Raw genomic sequence first — 18558 nt, 5'->3', positions numbered from 1 at the left:
ATGACCCTCTCCCCTCTCAATCGCCGACGCTTCGAGCGCTTCAAGGCCAACAAGCGCGGATGGTGGTCACTGTGGTTGTTCCTGGTTCTGTTCGGCCTGAGCCTGGGCGCCGAACTGATCGCCAACGACAAGCCGCTGGCCGTGCACTATGACGGCGAGTGGTATTTCCCGGTATTCAAGCGCTATCCCGAAACGGTCTTCGGCGGCGAATTTCCGCTGGAAGCCAATTACAAAAGCCCCTACATCAAGGAACTGCTGGCAGCGAAGGACGGCTGGACCCTGTGGGCACCGATCCCCTACAGCTACCAGAGCATCAATTACGACCTGAAAGTCCCGGCCCCTGGCCCGCCGTCGCGGGAGAACTACTTCGGCACCGACGATCAGGGCCGCGATGTGTTGGCACGGGTCATCTATGGCTTCCGCATTTCCGTGCTGTTTGCACTGACCTTGACCGTACTCAGTTCGATCATTGGCGTCATCGCGGGCGCCCTGCAGGGTTTTTATGGTGGTTGGGTGGATCTGCTGGGGCAACGTTTCCTGGAAGTCTGGTCCGGGCTGCCGGTGTTGTACCTGCTGATCATTCTGGCCAGCTTCGTCCAGCCTAATTTCTGGTGGCTGCTGGGCATCATGCTGCTGTTTTCATGGATGAGCCTGGTGGACGTGGTACGCGCCGAGTTCTTGCGGGGGCGCAACCTGGAATATGTGCGCGCCGCACGGGCCCTGGGCATGCAAAACGGGGCGATCATGTACCGCCACATCCTGCCCAACGCCATGGTCTCGACCATGACCTTCATGCCGTTCATTCTCACGGGCGCTATCGGCACCCTGACCGCCCTGGACTTCCTCGGTTTCGGCTTGCCAGCAGGCTCCCCGTCGCTGGGTGAATTGGTGGCCCAAGGCAAATCCAACCTCCAGGCCCCTTGGCTTGGGATCAGCGCCTTTGCCGTGCTGGCCCTGATGCTCAGCCTTCTCGTGTTCATTGGCGAATCCGCCCGCGACGCTTTCGACCCAAGGAAATGAGATGAACAAGGACAATTTGATCGAAGTCCGCGATCTCGCCGTCGAGTTCGTTACCGGCGAGCAGGTCCATCGCGTGGTCGAAGGCATCAGCTTCGATATCCGCCGGGGCGAAACCCTGGCGCTGGTCGGCGAAAGCGGTTCTGGCAAATCAGTCATCGCGCACTCGTTTCTGCGCCTGCTGCCCTACCCGCTGGCGCGCCATCCCAGCGGGACCATCTACTACGCCGGGCACGACCTGCTGACGCTGAGCGAAAAAAGGTTGCGCGCGATCCGTGGCAACCGGATCGCCATGGTTTTCCAGGAGCCGATGACCTCACTTAACCCGCTGCAGTCCATTGAGAAGCAAATCAATGAAGTCCTCGGTCTGCATAAAGGCTTGCAGGGCAAGGAGGCCACCCTGCGCACACTGGAGCTGCTTGAGCTGGTGGGTATAACCGAGCCCGAGAAACGACTCAAAGCTCTGCCACACGAGCTCTCAGGCGGCCAGCGACAGCGCGTGATGATCGCCATGGCCCTGGCCAACGAGCCTGAGCTGCTGATCGCCGACGAACCGACCACCGCACTCGACGTGACGGTACAGCTGAAAATTCTCAAATTGCTCACCGAATTGCAGGCCCGACTGGGCATGGCGCTGCTCCTGATCAGCCACGATCTGAACCTGGTCCGGAGAATTGCGCATCGGGTATGTGTCATGCAGCACGGTCGCATCGTCGAACAAGCGTCATGTGAGGAGCTGTTCCGTTCACCTCAGCATCCGTACACACAAGAATTGCTGGGTGCCGAGCCCAGTGGCGGCCCGGTGGACAACGTTGCTGGCGCGCCGCTGCTCGAAGTCGATGACTTGCGGGTGTGGTTTCCGATCAAGAAAGGCCTGTTCAAAAAAACCGTCGATCATGTCAAAGCAGTCGATGGCATCACCTTCAGCCTGCCCCAAGGGCATACCTTGGGGATTGTCGGTGAAAGCGGCTCGGGCAAATCGACGCTGGGTCTGGCGATTCTTCGGCTAATAGGTAGCAAGGGCGCCATACGGTTTCAAGGCAAAACGCTAGACTGCCTGACGCAAAAGGAGATTCGTCCGCTGCGTCGGCAAATGCAGGTGGTGTTTCAGGACCCTTTCGGCAGCCTGAGCCCGCGCATGTGCGTAGGCGAAATTGTGGGTGAGGGCCTGCGTATCCATGGCATGGGCACAGAGGCTGAACAGGAGCTCGCCATCATCGAAGCGCTCAAGGAGGTAGGCCTGGACCCGGAAACCCGGTACCGCTACCCTCACGAATTTTCCGGCGGGCAACGGCAGAGAATCGCCATTGCCCGGGCATTAGTGTTAAAACCGGCGCTGATTGTGCTGGACGAGCCCACCTCGGCGCTCGACCGGACCGTTCAGCGCCAAGTGGTGGAGCTACTGCGCTCACTGCAAAAAAAGTACAACCTGACCTATTTGTTTATCAGCCATGACCTGGCGGTAGTCAAAGCGCTTAGCCACCAGCTTATGGTGGTCAAGCAGGGGAAAGTCGTTGAACAGGGTGCGGCGCGCAGCATTTTTGCCGCACCGCAACATACCTATACACAGCAGCTGCTGGAAGCCGCCTTTTTGGCACCGGTAGCTGTCGATTAACCTGAAGAGGAACAACACATGGGTTTTCTCGCCGGTAAGCGCGTCCTGATCGTCGGTGTCGCTAGCAAACTGTCCATCGCATCCGGCATCGCTGCCGCCATGCATCGCGAGGGCGCAGAGCTGGCCTTCACGTATCAGAACGACAAACTGAAAGGTCGTGTCGAAGAGTTCGCAGCAGGTTGGGGCTCAGGCCCGGAACTGTGCTTCCCTTGCGACGTGGCCAGCGACGAAGAGATCGCCAAGGTCTTCGAAGAACTGGGCAAGAAGTGGGATGGCCTGGACGTGATCGTTCACTCGGTCGGCTTCGCCCCTGGCGACCAGCTTGACGGTGACTTCACCCAAGCGACAACACGCGAAGGTTTCCGCATCGCTCACGACATCAGCGCCTACAGCTTCGTCGCATTGGCCAAGGCCGGTCGCGAAATGATGAAAGGCCGCAACGGCAGCCTGCTGACCCTGTCCTACCTGGGTGCAGAGCGCACCATGCCTAACTACAACGTGATGGGCATGGCCAAGGCCAGCCTGGAAGCCGGTGTACGTTACCTGGCCGGTAGCCTTGGCCCGGAAGGCACACGAGTGAACGCAGTATCGGCTGGCCCGATCCGCACCCTCGCCGCCTCCGGCATCAAGAACTTCCGCAAAATGCTCGCTGCCAACGAAGCGCAAACACCGCTGCGTCGCAACGTGACCATCGATGAAGTCGGCAACGCCGGCGCGTTCCTGTGCTCGGACCTCGCGTCCGGCATCAGCGGCGAGATCATGTACGTCGACGGCGGCTTCAACACCACCGCGATGGGCAACCTCGAAGAGTAAAAACTCAACGCGCGGCACCCAAAAAGCCCGCCGTTCTCACGAACGGCGGGCTTTTTGTGTTCGGCCCTACGGGAGTTGCGAAAGCGTCTGTTCAGGCACAAAAAACTTCAGACAAAAAAAGGCCGCTCATTGAGCGGCCTTCTTTTTTGTCGCGGGATCAGACGTCAGTAACGGGTGATCTTCGCTTTGCTTTGCAGCTGTGCGCGGTAAGCAGCGAAATCCTGCTGACCGGCACGCGAGGCGAGGAAGCGACGGTACTGGGCCTTCTCATCGGCTGTCGGCGCTGCGGCTTCGTTGACACCATTAAGGCGCACCACCACGAAGCTGCCATCAGCCAACGTCAGGCTGGTGTAGGACGGCTTGTCCTTGCCTTGAGGCTTGGGCATGCGGAACAACGCCTGCAGAACCACCGGATCGATGCCTTCCTGACTGCGGGTGACCGCTTCCAGGACTTTCCAGCTTTGACCGTTCTGCTTCGCAGCGAGAGCGATCTTGCCATCGCGCAGACCTGCAACCAGCTCGGCACCTTTGGTCTTGACCGCTTCGGTGGCGTGATTCTTGAGCAGCTGCGCACGAATGCTGCTGGCAACGCTTTCAAGTGGCAGCTGCTCTGGCTGACGGTGTTCCTTCATCCGTACGACCACAACCGTTTCCGGATCAAGTTCCAGCGGAGCACTGTTAGAGCCTTCTTCAAGCACTTCCGGGCTGAACGCGGCCTGGATCACTGCACGGTTGGAGGTCAGGCCTTCACCGCCCTCACGACCAAATGGCGCAGTGGTTTGCACTTTCAGTTTCAGTTCTTGAGCTGGCTGCACCAGATCGGACGCTTCGAACGCCGAATCTTCAAGCTGCTTGGTCACGTCAACGAAACGCTGCTCGACCTGCTGGCTTTTCAATTCGTGGGTGAGCTTGTCTTTCAAGCTGGCGAAGCTCGGCACCGACGGTGCTTCAACGCCCAACAACTTGATCAAGTGCCAACCGTAGTCACTGCGTACCGGACCCGAGACCTGACCTTTCTTCAGGTCATACAGCGCCTTTTCGAAAGCCGGATCATAGACACCCTTGCCCGCGTAACCCAAGTCACCGCCTTTGCTGGACGAACCCGGGTCCTGGGAAAACTCCTTGGCCAGGGCCGCGAAATCCTCACCTTTGGCCAAGCGCTGTTGAATCTCTTCAACCTTCGCTTTGGCCTGAGCTTCGTTCAGTTTGTCATTCACTTCGATCAGAATGTGCGCAGCACGACGCTGCTCGGCAAGGTTGCCGATTTCTTTCTGATAAGCCGCCTGCAAATCGGCGTCTTTGACTTCAACCTGATCAAAGAAAGAAGACTTCTTCAATTCGATGTAGTCGAGTACGACCTGCTCCGGGCTCATGAACTCTTTGGCGTGTTCGTCGTAATGCGCTTTGACTTCATCGTCGGTCACTTTCGCGGCCACAGTGTCCGCTTTGAATGTCAGCGTGGCGAAATCGCGAGTCTGTTTTTCCAGACGAGCGAACGCATCAACCTGAGCATCGGTCACGAAAGCGCTACCTGCCAAACCGGCACGCAACTGACCAATGAGCATTTCCTGAGTCAGCATTTGGCGGAATTGCAAACGGCTGAAGCCCAGTTGACGAATCACCTGATCGAAACGGTCAGCGCTGAATTTGCCGTCTACCTGAAATTCAGGTGTCTGCAAAATCTGCTGATCCAGAGCCGCTTCGGAGAAAGCAAATTTCGAATCGGCTGCACCTTGCAGCAACAACTTGCGATCAACCAGCCCTTTCAAGGCTGCGTCGTGCAACATTTTGTCATCCAGCAGCGCAGGATCGAAATCCTTGCCCAACTGCTGAATAAGCTGACGGCGTTGCATATCGACCGCCTGACTCAGCTCGTTTGTCGTGATTTCTTCACCATTGACCTTGGCAGCATCCTGACTCGTGCTGGTGGCCCTGAAAATGGCGTCAAAACCGGTCAAGGCCATCAATGCCACGATGACCCCAATGATCGTCTTGGCAATCCAGCCTTGGGAATTGTCCCTGATATTTTGCAGCATGCGTCCCCCAGAACGGTTGTAAAGATTAACCAACCGCGGAGCGTGGGTGGAATCCGGATAGAAGAAAGGCGCATCCGAGGATGCGCCTTCTCGTAACTGGCGGAGCGGACGGGACTCGAACCCGCGACCCCCGGCGTGACAGGCCGGTATTCTAACCGACTGAACTACCGCTCCGCTGCCAGGACAAGAATGACCAGGTCCTGGATGGGCAAAGGCTTGAAAGAAACTTAGTTAACAGCTTCTTTCAGGGCTTTACCGGCTTTGAAACCTGGTTTTTTAGCTGCTGCGATTTCCAGCGTCTTGCCGGTCTGCGGGTTACGACCGATACGAGCAGGACGATCTGTTACGGAGAAAGTACCAAACCCTACCAATACCACAGAGTCGCCAGCCTTCAGAGCGCCAGTGACGGATTCGATTACTGCGTCCAGCGCACGGCCAGCAGCAGCTTTCGGGATATCAGCAGATGCAGCGATAGCATCAATCAGTTCCGACTTGTTCACTCTAAGTCCCCTTATATCTATTGAGTATGTTTCTAAGTTTTTTGGTGTAGACAAAAACGAGTGCTGAATGACGAACAGACACTTTAAGAGCCGCTTTATAACAAGGGCTCTAAAAAGCTGTCAAGGAAGGTCATTCAGGCTAATGCGTGCTGATTCTCTCCTTAGAGTCAGTCTCGCGCTTTTCGTCCTTCGCAACCATCTCCGGGGCCACATCCGGCAAGGGCTCCGGCGCGTATTGCAGCGCAATTTGCAGGACCTCGTCAATCCATTTAACCGGTTTAATCTGCAGGTCCCGTTTGATATTGTCCGGAATCTCTTTCAAGTCCCGTACGTTTTCTTCAGGAATGATCACCGTTTTGATTCCGCCACGGTGCGCCGCAAGCAGTTTTTCCTTCAAACCACCGATGGCCAGAACCTGCCCCCGCAGGGTGATTTCACCGGTCATTGCCACGTCAGCACGGACCGGGATCTGTGTTAGCGCTGAAACAAGGGCCGTGCACATACCTACGCCAGCGCTAGGGCCGTCTTTCGGGGTGGCTCCTTCTGGCATATGGATATGAACGTCACGCTTCTCATGGAAGTCCACGGGGATTCCCAGGCTTTTCGCACGACTGCGCACAACGGTCAGGGCAGCGGTGATGGATTCGACCATCACATCACCCAGCGAACCGGTCTTGATCAACTGGCCTTTGCCAGGCACCACGGCCGCTTCGATGGTCAACAATTCGCCGCCCACCGACGTCCACGCCAAGCCTGTCACCTGTCCGATTTGATCCTGTTGCTCGGCCAAACCGTAGCTGAATTTGCGCACACCCAGGAAATGCTCAAGCATTTCCGCAGTAACGCGGACCTGGAAGCGTTTTTCCAGCGAGTGTTCCTTCACCGCCTTGCGACAGATCTTGGCGATTTGCCGCTCCAGACTCCGCACACCCGCTTCACGGGTGTAGTAGCGGACGATGTCGCGAATTGCTTCCTCGTCTATCTCAACCTCGCCTTTTTTCAAGCCGTTGGCCTGAATCTGTTTTGGCGACAGGTATTTGATCGCGATGTTGATTTTTTCGTCTTCGGTATAGCCAGGCAGCCGGATGACTTCCATCCGGTCCAGCAATGCCGCAGGAATGTTCATCGAGTTCGCGGTGCACAGGAACATCACGTCGGAAAGGTCGTAATCGACTTCCAGGTAATGGTCGTTAAAGTTGTGGTTCTGCTCAGGGTCGAGCACTTCCAGCAATGCAGAGGCCGGATCGCCGCGCATATCACTGCCCATCTTGTCGATTTCGTCGAGCAAAAACAGCGGGTTGCGCACGCCCACTTTCGTCATCTTTTGTATCAATCTTCCCGGCATGGAACCGATATATGTCCGGCGATGACCACGAATTTCCGCTTCATCACGCACACCACCGAGGGCCATACGCACGAACTTGCGGTTAGTCGCATTGGCAATCGACTCTGCGAGAGACGTTTTACCCACACCCGGCGGACCTACCAGGCACAAAACCGGACCGCGAATTTTCTTCACGCGTTTTTGCACAGCGAGGTATTCAAGGATGCGTTCCTTGACCTCATCAAGACCATAGTGGTCGGCATCAAGAATGTCTTCAGCACGAACCAAGTCCAGACGCACCTTGCTCTGAGCCTTCCACGGCACTTGCACCAACCAGTCGATGTAGGTACGCACCACGGTCGCTTCAGCCGACATCGGCGACATCTGCTTGAGCTTGTTCAGCTCAGCCAGCGCTTTGGTCAAGGCGTCCTTAGGCAAGCCGGCAGCGTCAATGCGCTTTTTCAGCTCTTCGATTTCGTTGTGACCTTCGTCACTGTCACCCAGCTCTTTCTGAATGGCCTTCATCTGCTCATTCAGGTAGTACTCGCGCTGGCTGCGCTCCATCTGCTTTTTGACGCGGCCGCGAATGCGCTTCTCGACCTGCAACAGATCAATTTCGGCATCCAGCAAAGCCAATACGTGTTCTACCCGTGCAGGCAGGTCGACGATTTCGAGAATGGCCTGCTTCTGCTCGATTTTCAGCGCCATGTGCGCGGCCATGGTATCGACCAGGCGGCCCGGCTCATCAATGCTATTGAGAGATGACAAGACTTCAGCCGGGACTTTTTTGCCCAACTGCACATACTGCTCGAACTGGGCCAGCAAGCTGCGCACGAACACTTCAGATTCGCGATCAGGGGCATCGACCTCGTCAATCAAGGTCACTTCAGCGCGGCAATGGCCATCGACCTCAATGAAACGTTCGACAGCGCCACGCTGCTCGCCTTCGACCAACACCTTAACGGTGCCATCAGGCAACTTGAGCAGCTGCAACACGGTTGCAACGGTGCCGACGCTATAAAGAGCCTCTTCACCTGGATCGTCGTCTGCAGGGTTTCTTTGCGCGAGCAACAGAATCTGCTTATCCCCAGACATCGCGGCCTCGAGGGCTTCGATAGATTTCTCGCGCCCCACAAACAGCGGGATAACCATGTGCGGATAAACCACGACATCGCGCAATGGCAGGAGAGGCAATTCTATGGTTGTCTTCATGATTTCGCCTCTACGGCGGCCATAAGGCCGGAACATATGGAAGTTAGCTTGAGGTCAAGATGGGGGTAGCGTCTTAAAAAAACAAGCTCTGGCGCAGGAAAAGCAGAAGGGGCCCGAAGGCCCCTTCTTTATTACCTGTCAACGCAGCAGCTTCACTTACGCGTCTGGGGCAGCCTTGGCAACCGGCTCGCTGTTTTCGTAAATCAACAACGGCTTGGACGTGCCCTCGATGACGCTCTCATCGATCACCACCTTGCTCACCTCGGACTGCGAGGGGATCTCGTACATGGTGTCGAGCAGAACACCTTCGAGAATGGAACGCAGACCGCGAGCGCCTGTTTTGCGCTCAAGTGCGCGTTTGGCGATCGATTTCAGTGCATCAGCACGGAACTCGAGTTCCACACCTTCCATTTCGAACAGTTTTGCATACTGCTTGGTCAGCGCGTTTTTCGGCTCGGTGAGAATCTGCATCAAAGCAGCCTCATCCAATTCGTCCAACGTCGCCAGAACCGGTAGACGGCCAACAAACTCTGGAATCAGACCGAACTTGACCAGATCGTCAGGCTCAACCTCACGCAGCGATTCGCCAACCTTCTTGCCTTCGTCCTTGCTGCGTACTTCGGCATTGAAGCCGATGCCGCCGCGAGTGGAGCGGCTCTGAATAACCTTTTCGAGGCCCGAGAAAGCGCCACCGCAGATAAACAGGATGTTACGCGTGTCCACCTGCAGGAATTCCTGCTGTGGATGCTTGCGACCCCCTTGAGGAGGAACGGAAGCCACGGTGCCTTCAATCAGCTTCAGCAAGGCTTGCTGCACACCCTCGCCGGAAACATCGCGGGTAATCGAAGGGTTGTCGGATTTGCGCGAAATCTTGTCGATTTCATCGATGTAGACAATGCCCATCTGGGCTTTTTCTACGTCGTAGTCACATTTCTGCAACAGTTTCTGAATGATGTTTTCCACGTCCTCCCCCACATAACCAGCTTCGGTCAGGGTGGTGGCGTCCGCGATGGTGAACGGCACATTGAGCAAACGAGCCAATGTTTCAGCGAGCAGCGTCTTGCCGGAGCCGGTTGGGCCAATCAGCAGGATGTTGCTTTTACCGAGTTCAACATCATCATTCTTCTTGTCGCGCTGGTTCAGACGCTTGTAGTGGTTGTACACCGCTACTGCCAGAACCTTTTTTGCACGTTCTTGACCAATCACATACTGATCAAGGATGCCGCTGATTTCTTTAGGCGATGGTAATTTATGCGCGCTGCTTTCGGCCTGGGCTTCTTGCACCTCCTCTCGGATGATGTCGTTGCACAGGTCGACGCATTCGTCGCAGATAAAAACCGAGGGGCCGGCAATCAATTTGCGCACTTCATGCTGGCTTTTGCCACAGAAGGAGCAATAGAGCAATTTGCCGTTGTCCTCGCCGTTGCGGGTGTCAGTCATTCGATCGATCCAATCCGGTAGGCTTGCAACACAAGATGAAGGCTATTGCGGGCTTTTTCAAGTCCGCAGGTGGTCAGTTGTTCCAACCACCTACGATTGAGCTGCTTAGCGAGCCATTTGACGCTGAGTAAGAACCTGATCGATCAAACCGTATTCAGCAGCGCGCCCGGCGCCCATGAAGTTATCCCGATTGGTGTCTTGCTCGATGGTCTCAATCGTTTGCCCGGTGTGGTATGCGAGAATTTCATTCAAGCGAGCACGAATGGACAGGATTTCCTTGGCATGGATATCAATATCCGATGCCTGCCCCTGGAAGCCGCCCAGTGGCTGGTGAATCATCATTCGCGAGTTTGGCAGGCAGTAACGCTTTTTAGCGGCGCCGCCAGCCAGCAGGAAAGCACCCATGCTGCAGGCCTGACCGATGCAAATGGTCGACACGTCTGGCTTGATGAACTGCATGGTGTCGTAGATCGACATGCCCGCAGTCACCGAACCGCCTGGTGAGTTGATGTAGAGATGGATGTCCTTGTCCGGGTTTTCGGCTTCAAGGAACAACAGCTGCGCCGCAATCAGGTTGGCCATGTAGTCTTCTACTGGACCTACCAGAAAGATCACCCGCTCCTTGAGGAGGCGCGAGTAGATGTCATAGGCGCGTTCGCCACGGGCGGACTGCTCGATAACCATCGGGACCAGGCCGCCAGCGGCCTGGATGTCAGAGTTCTGCTGAATATAAGAATTGCGGGACATGTCTCGCATTCACTCCCAAATAGTCATTTCTTGAATACACATAAGCCAGCGCGAAGGCTGGCTTATGGGTGTTTTCGAACGAGAGAAAAAATCAGTCGGCGTGTGGAGCTTCTACCGGCTTGACTGCTTCTTCGTAAGAGACCGATTTGTCGGTCACGCTAGCTTTCTGCAAAACAGTATCCACAACTTGCTCTTCCAGCACAACCGAACGCACTTCGTTCAGTTGCTGGTCGTTCTTGTAGTACCAGGACACGACCTGCTCAGGCTCTTGGTAAGCCGATGCCATCTCTTGGATCATCTCGCGAACACGGGCATCATCAGGCTTGAGGTCGAACTGCTTGACCACTTCAGCAACGATCAGGCCCAGCTCTACACGGCGCTTGGCTTGTTCTTCGAACAGCTCGGCTGGCAGTTGATCCGGCTTGATGTTGCCGCCAAACTGCTGAACAGCCTGCACGCGCAGACGGTTCACTTCGTTTTCGAGCAGTGCTTTAGGCACCTCGATCGGGTTGGAGGCCAGCAAGCCGTCCATCACCTGATTCTTGACCTTGGACTTGATCGCCTGACGCAGCTCACGGTCCATGTTCTTGCGAACTTCGGTGCGGAAACCGTCGATACCCGTTTCCTTGATGCCGAACTGAGTGAAGAACTCTTCGTTCAGCTCAGGCAATTTAGGCTCGGAAACAGTGTTGACCGTCACGGTGAACTCGGCGGCCTTATTGGCCAGCTCCAGGTTCTGGTAGTTTTCCGGGAAGGTCAGGTTCAGAACACGCTCTTCGCCGGCTTTAGCGCCAACCAGACCGTCTTCGAAGCCAGGGATCATACGACCGGAACCCAGAACCAGCTGAGTACCTTTGGCAGAGCCACCAGCAAACACTTCGCCATCAACCTTGCCAACGAAATCGATGTTCAGTTGATCTTCGTTCTGAGCGGCACGCTCAGTGACTTCGAAACGAACATTTTGCTTGCGCAGGATTTCCAGCATTTTGTCCAGATCGGCGTCAGCCACGTCTGCACTCAGACGCTCGACAGCGATGGACTCGAAGCCTGCAACCGTGAATTCCGGGAATACTTCGAAAGTAGCCACGTATTCCAGGTCTTTACCTTTTTCAAAGGTTTTTGGCTCTACAGAAGGTGCGCCAGCTGGATTGAGCTTCTGCTCAACCACTGCTTCGTAAAACGTTGCCTGAATCAGATCGCCCAGCGCTTCCTGACGAGCGCCATCTTCATAACGCTGACGGATCACGCTCATAGGCACTTTGCCAGGACGGAAGCCTGGGATCTTAGCTTTACGGGCAGTCTGCTGCAGACGCTTGTTGACTTCAGTCTCGATGCGTTCGGCAGGCACGCCAATGGTCATGCGGCGCTCAAGAGCGGAAGTATTTTCAACAGAAACTTGCATGGATATTCCTCGTTGCACAGACGTTAGCCGGCCGTTTCCGACCCCAGAATCAAGGGCATGCATTCTAGTGGGTCAAACTCAAGAAGTCACCCCACTGAAAAGGGTAAGTAAGCAGCATGAAATCAAGCAGCCGGCAGGGGGGCGACGACGCCCATTGCGAACGATTGACGCAAGGCAGCAAGCGACGCGTCTGGCACACCCTATATAAGGAACCCCTGATGCGTCGCCAGCTCTCTGCATCAACCAAAAATCGCTGAACGCCAGAGAAAACAGGCGAAGCGAGTGGTCGCGCCGGGCGAAACTTTCAATATTCCGAAACAAAAAAAAGCCGCACTAGGCGGCTTTCTGTTGCTTTATGAATGCCGCGGGCATTTCACAAAGCTTGTATCTTGGTGCGGACGGAGAGACTCGAACTCTCACACCTTTCGGCGCTGGAACCTAAATCCAGTGTGTCTACCAATTCCACCACGTCCGCGCTTCAAGCCTTTAAAGCAAAGGCGCCGGATTTTTAAGTCAGGCGCCTTTCGAATATGGGGTGGACGAAGGGGATCGAACCCTCGACAACGGGAGTCACAATCCCGTGCTCTACCAACTGAGCTACGCCCACCATATAGCGTGTGACCGATGAAACATTACTTGTGCCAAAGTTGCCTAAATGGCGCACCCGGCAGGACTCGAACCTGCGACCATCCGCTTAGAAGGCGGATGCTCTATCCAACTGAGCTACGGGCGCTTATTTAATCTGTATTCATTAACCGATTACAAATTAAGAGCTTCAGTCACGCTGAGCCAATCTACAACTCTGCCCGACGTTCTTAACCAGTGCTAGGCTGTGCCCGACAAGTGCGACGAATCTTATAGACGAGCCCCGAGGTCGTCAACTCTTTTTCGAAAAAAATTCAGTTAGATAAAGGAGTTAGAGGAATATACAGACCAAGCGCCTTTGCCCTCGCGCCATGGCATGCGAGAATGCGCGCTCTTTTTCAATCCCTTTCGATGGTTAATCACGCGTCATGACAGCAAAACTAATCGACGGTAAAGCGATCGCAGCCGGCCTGCGCCAGCAGATCGCTAAACGTGTCACCGAGCGTCGCGAACAGGGCCTGCGTACACCGGGCCTCGCGGTGATTCTGGTTGGCAACGACCCCGCGTCCCAGGTTTATGTCTCGCACAAGCGTAAAGACTGTGAAGAAGTCGGCTTCAATTCCAAAGCCTATGACTTGCCTACCGACACCTCGCAGGATGAGCTGACCGACCTGATCGATCGCCTCAACGACGATCCAAATATCGACGGCATTCTGGTGCAACTGCCACTGCCCGCGCATCTGGATGCCTCAAAATTGCTGGAGCGCATTCGCCCGGATAAGGACGTGGACGGCTTCCATCCTTATAACGTCGGTCGGCTGGCGCAACGCATCCCCCTGCTGCGCCCCTGCACCCCCAAGGGCATCATGGCCTTGCTGGAAAGCACCGGTGTCGATCTTTACGGGATGGATGCCGTCATCGTTGGCGCCAGTAACATCGTCGGACGTCCGATGGCGATGGAGTTGTTGCTGGCCGGCTGTACGGTCACTGTCACGCACCGATTCACCCGCGACCTGCCAGGCCATATCGGCCGTGCTGATCTCGTGGTTGTCGCTGCCGGCAAGCCCGGCCTGGTCAAAGGCGAGTGGATCAAGGAAGGCGCGATCGTGATCGACGTCGGCATTAATCGTCAGGCAGACGGCAAGCTGGTCGGTGACGTGGTGTATGAAACCGCCCTGCCCCGCGCCGGCTGGATCACCCCGGTACCGGGCGGCGTTGGCCCGATGACCCGTGCCTGCCTACTGGAAAACACCTTGTACGCCGCGGAAACCCTGCACGTCTGAGTGCGCGGGATCAGGCATAAAAAACGGCACCCTCGGGTGCCGTTTTTTATGGTTCAACAGTCAGTCCGCCAGACGCCAGGTCGTTCCACCCTTGCCGTCTTCCAACACCACCCCCATCGCGGTGAGTTGGTCGCGAATGCGATCCGATTCGGCCCAGTCCTTGTTGGCACGAGCGCTTAATCGGGCCTGGATCAGCGCTTCGACTTCAACCGCATCGACCCGACCCTCTGCGCCTGCACGCAAAAAGTCATCCGCCTCAAGCTGCAAAACACCCAACACACTGGCCAATTCTTTCAGACGTGCCGCCAAGCCCGCAGCTGCCGCCAGATCGGTGTCACGCAGACGGTTGATTTCGCGCACCATCTCGAACAGCACCGCGCAGGCTTCCGGCGTGCCAAAGTCGTCGTTCATCGCCGCGGAGAAACGTTCGACGAACGCTTCGCCACCGGCAGGCGCTACGGCAGGCAAGCCTTTAAGGGCGTGATAGAAACGTTCCAACGCGCCCTTGGACTCTTTCAGGCTGTCTTCGGAGTAGTTGATCGAGCTGCGGTAATGGCTGGACACCAACAGATAGCGCACCACTTCCGGCTGGTATTTCTCCAGCACGTCGCGAATGGTGAAGAAGTTGTTCAAGGACTTGGACATCTTCTCGCCATTGATGCGGATCATGCCGCAGTGCATCCAGGCGTTGGCGTACGGCTTGCCCGTGGCCGCCTCGCTCTGGGCGATTTCGTTTTCATGGTGCGGGAACTCGAGATCGTTGCCGCCGCCATGAATATCGAAGGTCTCGCCCAGGCAGCAAGTCGACATCACCGAACATTCAATGTGCCAGCCCGGACGCCCAGCGCCCCACGGTGAATCCCAGCTTGGCTCGCCCGGCTTGACGCCCTTCCATAGCACGAAGTCCAGCGGATCATCCTTGGACTCATCCACTTCGATCCGCGCACCGATGCGCAGGTCTTCGATTTTCTTGCGCGACAGCTTGCCGTAACCCACAAACTTGCCGACGCGGTAATACACGTCGCCGTTGCCCGGGGCGTACGCATAACCTTTGTCGATCAAGGTCTGGATCATGGCGTGCATGCCCGCGATATGATCGGTCGCGCGCGGCTCCATGTCCGGCGGCAGAATGTTCAGCCGCGCCTCGTCCTCGTGCATCGCATCGATCATGCGTGCGGTGAGCGCCTCGAATGACTCGCCGTTTTCACGCGCACGATTGATGATCTTGTCGTCGATATCGGTGATGTTGCGTACATAGGTCAAGTCATACCCGCTGAAGCGCAACCAGCGAGTGACCAGATCGAACGCAACCATGCTGCGGCCGTGCCCAAGGTGGCAGAAGTCATATACGGTCATGCCGCACACGTACATCCGCACCTTGTTGCCGTCCAGAGGCTTGAAGACTTCTTTGCTCTTGGTGAGCGTGTTGTAAATTGAGAGCACGATGATTCCTTAGCTCTGACCCCATGAGTCACGCAGCGTCACAGTACGGTTAAACACTGGCTGACCGGGTTTCGAGTCCTTGATGTCCGCGCAGAAATAACCTTCGCGCTCGAACTGGAAACGGTCTTCCGGCTGCGCTTGCGCCAATGACGGCTCAGCACGGCAACCCGTGAGCACTTGCAGGGAATCAGGGTTGATGTTGTCCAGGAAGCTGTCGCCGTCTTCCGCTTTGTCCGGGCTCGGCGAGCGGAACAGACGATCGTACAAACGTACTTCGCACTCGAGGCTTGCCGCTGCCGGCACCCAATGCACCACGCCTTTGACCTTGCGCCCTTCAGGGTTTTTACCCAGGGTTTCCGGATCGTACGAGCAATGCAGTTCGACGATGTTGCCGTCGGCGTCCTTGATCGCTTCGTCGGCGCGAATCACGTAACTGCCACGCAGGCGCACTTCGCCGTTGGGCTCAAGACGCTTGTAGCCTTTTGGCGGCTCTTCAATGAAGTCATCACGGTCGATGTAGATTTCGCGCGCAAACGGCAGTTCACGTACACCCATGTCTTCTTTCGGGTGACGCGCCAACTCGAGCTTCTCGACCTGGCCTTCCGGGTAGTTGGTGATCACGACTTTCAGCGGACGCAGCACGCACATGGCACGTGGTGCGCTGTGGTCGAGGTCATCACGGATGCTGAATTCGAGCATGGCGAAATCGACAACGCCATCGGAACGGTTGGTGCCGACCATCTCGCAGAAGTTACGGATCGAGCCCGCAGTGTAGCCGCGACGACGGAACCCCGACAAAGTCGACATGCGCGGGTCATCCCAGCCATGCACATGCTTCTCGTCGACCAGTTGCTTGAGCTTGCGCTTGCTGGTGACGGTGTAGCTCAGGTTGAGACGCGAGAACTCGTACTGACGCGGATGGCTCGGCACTGGAAGGTTGTCCAGGAACCAGTCGTACAGCGGGCGATGGCCTTCGAATTCAAGGGTGCAGATCGAGTGGGTAATGCCTTCGATGGCGTCCGACTGACCGTGGGTGAAGTCATAGTTCGGGTAGATGCACCACTTATCGCCGGTCTGATGGTGATGCGCATGGCGAATGCGGTACAGGATCGGGTCGCGCAGGTTCATGTTCGGCGAAGCCATGTCGATCTTGGCCCGCAGTACACGCTCACCGTCTTTGAACTCGCCAGCCTTCATCCGGGCGAACAGGTCCAGGTTTTCCTCGACGCTACGCTCACGGAACGGGCTGTTCTTGCCAGGCTCGATCAAGTTACCGCGGTATTCCTTGGACTGCTCGGGGCTCAGGTCGCAGACGAACGCCTTGCCAGCCTTGATCAGTACGATGGCCCACTCATGCAATTGATCGAAGTATTGCGAGGCATAACGCACTTCGCCGGCCCACTCGAAACCCAGCCACTTCACATCGCTTTCGATGGCGTCGATGTATTCCTGGTCTTCCTTGGCCGGGTTGGTGTCATCGAAACGCAGGTGCGTTACGCCACCGAACTCCTGAGCCAGACCGAAGTTCACGCAGATCGCCTTGGCGTGGCCGATGTGCAGGTAACCGTTGGGCTCAGGCGGGAAACGGGTCACGATCTGGGTGTGCTTGCCAGAGTCCAGGTCTGCCTGCACGATTGCGCGCAGGAAATTGGTCGGGACAGCAGGACCTGCCTTGGAATTCGCAGTGGAGTCAGTGGGCTTGCTCATAGGATCCTTGAACGTACAAGTGCGCGGCCAGGGTAGGCCGACTAAATCAAAGCGCTTATCATAGCCGAAGCTGTCAAGGTGTTGCGACCAGCGCGCGCGCCTTCCACGAATTCAAAACGAGTGATTTTTAAAATGTCCAAAGTCAAACTGAGCACGAACCACGGCGACATCGTCCTGCAACTGAACGCCGATAAAGCGCCGGAAACCGTAGCCAACTTTGTGCAGTACGTTAAAGAAGGCCATTACGACAACACTATATTCCATCGTGTGATCAGCAATTTCATGATCCAGGGCGGCGGTTTCGAGCCGGGCATGGCACAAAAGAAAACCCGCGCCACGATCAAAAACGAAGCCAACAACGGCCTTTCCAACCGAAAAGGCACCGTGGCCATGGCCCGCACCATGGAGCCGCATTCGGCGTCCTCGCAGTTCTTCATCAACGTGGGCGACAACGATTTCCTTGACCACACTGCACCGACCGTTCAAGGCTGGGGCTACACCGTCTTTGGTGAAGTGGTAGAGGGTATGGACTCGGTCGAGAAGATCAAAGGCGTGGCGACCACCATGAAAGCCGGTCATCAGGACGTGCCCGCCGAAGACGTGATCATCGTGAAAGCCGAGATCATTGAGTGATATTGCTGATCTCTGATCTGCACCTGGAAGAGCAGCGGCCGGACATCACCCGGGCGTTTCTGGAATTACTCGACGGCCGGGCCCGCACGGCCGAGTCGCTGTACATCCTCGGGGACTTTTTCGAGGCATGGATCGGCGATGACGCCATGTCGCCGTTCCAACTGTCTATCTGCCAAGCCCTGCGCGCACTGAGCGACAGCGGCACGCTGGTGTTCCTGATGCACGGCAATCGCGACTTCATGATCGGTAAGGCGTTCTGCAAGGCGGCGGGTTGCACCTTGTTGAAGGACCCAAGCGTGGTCCAGCTCAATGGCGAGCCTGTGCTGCTGATGCATGGTGACAGCCTGTGTACCCGCGACGAAGCCTACATGCGCATGCGCCGTTACCTGCGCAACCCGCTGACCTTATGGGTTTTACGTCATTTGCCCTTGGGCACGCGGCACAAACTGGCGCGCAAACTGCGCAGCGAAAGTCGCGCACAGACCCGCATGAAAGCCAACGACATCGTCGACGTTACGCCCGAGGAAATCCCACGGATCATGGCGCAATACGGTGTGCGCACGCTGATCCACGGTCACACCCATCGTCCGGCGATCCATAAACTGCTGATCGGCAACGATGCGGCGAAGCGGATTGTCCTGGGGGATTGGGATCGTCAGGGCTGGGCGTTGCAGGTGGATGAACAGGGGTTTCAGTTGGCGGCGTTTGATTTTGTGCCGGTACCGGCGCTGACTCACTGACACCATCGCGGCGGGACGCGTAGTTGCCAGCCCGCCACCATGAATTTTCGGAGAACCACAG

At 56.5% G+C, this 18558-nt stretch carries 14 protein-coding genes and 4 tRNA genes; 6 read left to right on the top strand and 12 right to left on the bottom strand.

From position 1 onward, the window contains the following. The 3 genes from QN399_RS08445 to fabI are packed head-to-tail and all read left to right on the top strand — an operon-like array spanning position 1 to position 3445. On the top strand, positions 1–1020 hold the full coding sequence (locus QN399_RS08445; RefSeq protein WP_322178278.1) for an ABC transporter permease: 1020 nt from the start codon (positions 1–3) through the stop codon (positions 1018–1020). 1 nt (position 1021) lies between these two features. Beyond that, positions 1022–2632, top strand: coding sequence for an ABC transporter ATP-binding protein (locus QN399_RS08440; RefSeq protein ID WP_322178277.1), 1611 nt, complete (start codon positions 1022–1024; stop codon positions 2630–2632). Between the two features lie 18 nt (positions 2633–2650). Continuing rightward, positions 2651–3445 carry an enoyl-ACP reductase FabI gene (fabI, locus tag QN399_RS08435; protein WP_219061472.1) on the top strand — a complete coding sequence of 265 codons (795 nt, stop codon included), beginning with the start codon at positions 2651–2653 and terminating at the stop codon, positions 3443–3445. A 164-nt stretch (positions 3446–3609) separates the two neighbouring features. Here the strand turns inward: fabI and QN399_RS08430 are convergent, their stop codons facing one another. The 10 genes from QN399_RS08430 to QN399_RS08385 form a co-directional block, all read right to left on the bottom strand. Next, positions 3610–5481 (bottom strand): SurA N-terminal domain-containing protein, encoded by a 1872-nt coding sequence (locus tag QN399_RS08430; RefSeq protein ID WP_330200812.1) that lies wholly within the window; start codon positions 5479–5481, stop codon positions 3610–3612. A 97-nt stretch (positions 5482–5578) separates the two neighbouring features. Then, positions 5579–5655: transfer RNA gene (locus QN399_RS08425), tRNA-Asp, on the bottom strand. A 53-nt stretch (positions 5656–5708) separates the two neighbouring features. Beyond that, positions 5709–5981 (bottom strand): HU family DNA-binding protein, encoded by a 273-nt coding sequence (locus QN399_RS08420; protein WP_002552737.1) that lies wholly within the window; start codon positions 5979–5981, stop codon positions 5709–5711. Positions 5982–6120: 139 nt separating this feature from the next. Next, on the bottom strand, positions 6121–8517 hold the full coding sequence (gene lon / locus QN399_RS08415) for an endopeptidase La (protein ID WP_322217203.1): 2397 nt from the start codon (positions 8515–8517) through the stop codon (positions 6121–6123). 156 nt (positions 8518–8673) lie between these two features. After that, positions 8674–9957, bottom strand: coding sequence for an ATP-dependent Clp protease ATP-binding subunit ClpX (gene clpX, locus QN399_RS08410; protein ID WP_322178273.1), 1284 nt, complete (start codon positions 9955–9957; stop codon positions 8674–8676). A 105-nt stretch (positions 9958–10062) separates the two neighbouring features. Next, entirely contained in the window at positions 10063–10704 is a 642-nt protein-coding gene (gene clpP, locus QN399_RS08405; RefSeq protein WP_322178272.1) for an ATP-dependent Clp endopeptidase proteolytic subunit ClpP, read from the bottom strand. Between the two features lie 91 nt (positions 10705–10795). Continuing rightward, on the bottom strand, positions 10796–12106 hold the full coding sequence (gene tig, locus QN399_RS08400; protein WP_322178271.1) for a trigger factor: 1311 nt from the start codon (positions 12104–12106) through the stop codon (positions 10796–10798). Between the two features lie 390 nt (positions 12107–12496). After that, positions 12497–12581, bottom strand: a tRNA-Leu gene (locus QN399_RS08395). 56 nt (positions 12582–12637) lie between these two features. Next, positions 12638–12713, bottom strand: a tRNA-His gene (locus QN399_RS08390). A 49-nt stretch (positions 12714–12762) separates the two neighbouring features. After that, a tRNA-Arg gene (locus QN399_RS08385) sits at positions 12763–12839 on the bottom strand. A 280-nt stretch (positions 12840–13119) separates the two neighbouring features. Between QN399_RS08385 and folD the strand changes: the two genes are divergently transcribed. Beyond that, positions 13120–13974 (top strand): bifunctional methylenetetrahydrofolate dehydrogenase/methenyltetrahydrofolate cyclohydrolase FolD, encoded by an 855-nt coding sequence (gene folD / locus QN399_RS08380; protein WP_322178270.1) that lies wholly within the window; start codon positions 13120–13122, stop codon positions 13972–13974. A 60-nt stretch (positions 13975–14034) separates the two neighbouring features. Here the strand turns inward: folD and cysS are convergent, their stop codons facing one another. Beyond that, on the bottom strand, positions 14035–15417 hold the full coding sequence (gene cysS / locus QN399_RS08375; RefSeq protein ID WP_330200811.1) for a cysteine--tRNA ligase: 1383 nt from the start codon (positions 15415–15417) through the stop codon (positions 14035–14037). 9 nt (positions 15418–15426) lie between these two features. After that, positions 15427–17124 (bottom strand): glutamine--tRNA ligase/YqeY domain fusion protein, encoded by a 1698-nt coding sequence (locus QN399_RS08370; RefSeq protein ID WP_330200810.1) that lies wholly within the window; start codon positions 17122–17124, stop codon positions 15427–15429. Positions 17125–17256: 132 nt separating this feature from the next. Between QN399_RS08370 and QN399_RS08365 the strand changes: the two genes are divergently transcribed. Further along, the gene (locus QN399_RS08365) at positions 17257–17757 is read left to right on the top strand and encodes a peptidylprolyl isomerase (protein ID WP_330200809.1); all 501 of its coding nucleotides are present in this window, start codon (positions 17257–17259) and stop codon (positions 17755–17757) included. Further along, the gene (gene lpxH / locus QN399_RS08360; RefSeq protein ID WP_322178266.1) at positions 17754–18497 is read left to right on the top strand and encodes a UDP-2,3-diacylglucosamine diphosphatase; all 744 of its coding nucleotides are present in this window, start codon (positions 17754–17756) and stop codon (positions 18495–18497) included. The genes QN399_RS08365 and lpxH overlap by 4 nt, the downstream gene beginning before the upstream one ends. The last annotated feature ends 61 nt before the right edge of the window (positions 18498–18558 follow it).

The organism is Pseudomonas sp. 10C3, from assembly GCF_036346185.1.
Lineage (GTDB): Bacteria > Pseudomonadota > Gammaproteobacteria > Pseudomonadales > Pseudomonadaceae > Aquipseudomonas.
The sequence above is the reverse complement of the archived record's forward strand: the minus strand, read 5'-3'. Positions and strand labels throughout refer to the sequence as shown.